This is a genomic window from Streptococcus cristatus, from assembly GCF_003943465.1.
GTDB lineage: Bacteria > Bacillota > Bacilli > Lactobacillales > Streptococcaceae > Streptococcus > Streptococcus cristatus_C.
On sequence record NZ_RJPR01000026.1, the window covers coordinates 1 to 3,646 of the forward strand.

Consider the following 3,646-nt stretch of genomic DNA (forward strand, 5'->3'; position numbering starts at 1 on the left):
TACTGTTAAAGTTGGTCTTGATAAGAACGGCAACGGTCAGTTGGATCCAGATGAAGTAACCTCTTCAACAATCGTCAAAGACGGTAAGGATGGAAAATCTCCACTAGCTAAAGTTGTAGACAACAACAATGGCACGCACACAGTTCAAGTCGGTCTCGATAAGAATGGTAACGGTGAACTTGATCCAGACGAAGTAACATCTTCAACTATCGTCAAAGATGGAAAAGCTGGTGCCACTGGTGCTACAGGAGCGACTGGAGCTAAGGGTGACAAAGGTGAAACTGGCGCAACCGGTGCAACTGGAGCTAAAGGAGAAGATGGAAAACCATCATTAGCTCAAGTTGTGGACAATAATAACGGTACGCACACAGTTAAAGTTGGACTTGATAAGAACGGCAACGGCCAGCTCGATCCAGATGAAGTAACCTCATCTACTATCGTTAAAGACGGAAAAGATGGCAAGTCTCCATTGGCTAAAGTTGTTGATAACAATAACGGCACCCATACTGTTCAAGTCGGTTTGGATAAGAATGGCAATGGCCAATTGGATCCAGATGAAGTAACCTCATCTACCATCGTTAAAGACGGTAAGGACGGTAAATCTCCGCTAGCTAAGGTTGTAGACAACAACAATGGTACCCATACTGTTCAAGTCGGACTTGATAAGAACGGCAATGGTGAGCTTGATCCAGACGAAGTAACCTCATCTACAATCATCAAAGATGGTAAGGATGGAAAAGCTGGCGCAACCGGTGCCACTGGTGCTACAGGTGCTACCGGAGCTAAGGGTGAAGATGGTAAATCATCATTAACTGAAGTAGTTAACAACAACGACGGTACTCATACTGTTAAAGTTGGAATCGATAAGAACGGCGACGGTCAGCTTGATCCAAGTGAAGTAACTTCAACGACTATCGTTAAAGACGGCGCAACTGGTGCTACAGGTGCAACTGGAGCGGATGGTAAACCATCATTGGCTAAGGTTGTAGACAATAACGATGGCACTCATACTGTTCAAGTCGGACTCGATAAGAACGGCAATGGTGAGCTTGATCCAGACGAAGTAACCTCATCTACCATCGTTAAAGACGGTAAGGATGGTAAGTCTCCATTAGCTGAAGTAGTTAACAACAACGATGGTACTCATACTGTTAAAGTTGGTCTTGATAAGAACGGCGACGGTCAGCTTGATCCAAGTGAAGTAACGTCAACGACTATCGTTAAAGACGGCGCAACTGGTGCTACAGGTGCAACTGGAGCGGATGGCAAGCCATCATTGGCTAAGATTGTAGACAACAACGATGGCACCCATACTGTTCAAGTCGGACTCGATAAGAACAGCAATGGTCAGTTGGATTCAGACGAAGTAACCACATCTACCATCGTTAAAGACGGTAAGGATGGTAAATCTCCATTAGCTGAAGTAGTTAACAACAATGACGGTACTCATACTGTTAAAGTTGGTCTTGATAAGAATGGTGATGGTAAGCTTGATCCAAGTGAAGTGACGTCAACGACTATCGTTAAAGACGGCGCAACTGGTGCTACAGGAGCGACAGGCGCAACTGGTGCTACAGGAGCTACAGGCGCGACCGGAGCTAAAGGTGAAGATGGTAAATCATCATTAACTGAAGTAGTTAACAACAACGACGGTACTCATACTGTTAAAGTTGGACTCGATAAGAATGGCGACGGTAAGCTTGATCCAAGTGAAGTAACGTCAACGACTATCGTTAAAGACGGCGCAACTGGTGCTACAGGTGCAACTGGAGCGGATGGTAAACCATCATTGGCTAAGGTTGTAGACAATAACGATGGCACTCATACTGTTCAAGTCGGTCTAGATAAGAACGGCGACGGTAAACTTGATCCAAGCGAAGTAACCTCAACAACTATCGTTAAAGACGGCGCAACCGGTGCTACAGGCGCAACCGGAGCAGATGGCAAGCCATCATTGGCTAAGGTTGTAGATAATAACGATGGCACTCACACTGTTAAAGTTGGTCTTGATAAGAACGGCAATGGCCAATTGGATCCAGATGAAGTAACCTCATCTACCATCGTTAAAGACGGTAAGGACGGTAAATCTCCGCTAGCTAAGGTTGTCGATAATAACAATGGTACACACACAGTTCAAGTCGGACTCGATAAGAACAATAATGGCCAGTTGGATCCAGATGAAGTAACTTCATCTACAATCATCAAAGATGGTAAGGATGGAAAAGCTGGCGCCACCGGAGCCACCGGAGCTAAGGGTGAAGATGGTAAATCATCATTAACTGAAGTAGTTAACAACAACGATGGTACGCATACTGTTAAAGTTGGTCTTGATAAGAATGGTGATGGTAAACTTGATCCAAGTGAAGTAACGTCAACAACTATCGTTAAAGACGGCGCAACTGGTGCTACAGGAGCAACCGGAGCGGATGGCAAGCCATCATTGGCTAAGGTTGTAGATAACAACGATGGCACCCATACTGTTCAAGTCGGACTCGATAAGAATGGCAATGGCCGATTGGATCCAGACGAAGTGACATCTTCAACAATCGTCAAAGACGGTAAGGATGGAAAAGCTGGCGCAACCGGTGCCACTGGTGCTACAGGTGCGACCGGAGCTAAGGGTGAAGATGGTAAATCATCATTAACTGAAGTAGTTAACAACAACGACGGTACTCATACTGTTAAAGTTGGAATCGATAAGAACGGCGACGGTCAGCTTGATCCAAGTGAAGTAACTTCAACGACTATCGTTAAAGACGGTGCCACTGGTGCTACAGGCGCAACCGGAGCGGATGGCAAGCCATCATTGGCTAAGGTTGTAGACAACAACGATGGCACCCATACTGTTCAAGTCGGACTCGATAAGAACGGCAATGGTCAGTTGGATTCAGACGAAGTAACCTCATCTACCATCGTTAAAGACGGTAAGGATGGAAAATCTCCATTAGCTGAAGTAGTTAACAACAACGACGGTACTCATACTGTTAAAGTTGGTCTTGATAAGAACGGCGATGGTAAACTTGATCCAAGTGAAGTAACGTCAACGACTATCGTGAAAGATGGCGCAACTGGAGCTACAGGAGCGACCGGAGCTAAGGGTGAAGATGGAAAATCATCATTAACTGAAGTAGTTGATAACCACGATGGTACTCATACTGTTAAGGTTGGTATCGATAAGAACGGTGATGGTAAACTTGATCCAAGTGAAGTAACGTCAACGACTATCGTTAAAGACGGCGCAACTGGAGCTACAGGAGCGACCGGTGCAACTGGAGCAGATGGAAAAGATGGTAAATCATCATTAACTGAAGTAGTTAACAACAACGACGGTACGCACACTGTTAAGGTCGGTCTTGATAAGAATGGCGACGGTAANCTTGATCCAAGTGAAGTAACNTCAACGACTATCGTGAAAGATGGCGCAACTGGAGCTACAGGAGCGACCGGAGCTAAGGGCGATAAAGGTGAAGATGGTAAATCATCATTAACTGAAGTAGTTGATAACCACGATGGTACGCACACTGTTAAGGTCGGTCTTGATAAGAATGGCGACGGTAAACTTGATCCAAGTGAAGTAACGTCAACAACTATCGTGAAAGACGGCGCAACTGGTGCGACAGGAGCAACTGGTGCAGATGGTAAAGAT

At 45.4% G+C, this 3,646-nt stretch carries 1 protein-coding gene; it reads left to right on the forward strand.

The window, feature by feature from the left end; translation table 11 throughout:
• Positions 1 to 40: 40 nt before the first annotated feature.
• Positions 41 to 3,646: collagen-flanked surface repeat-containing protein (locus D8793_RS11735; protein WP_446677595.1), on the forward strand; the 3,606-nt coding region annotated here is incomplete at its 3' end.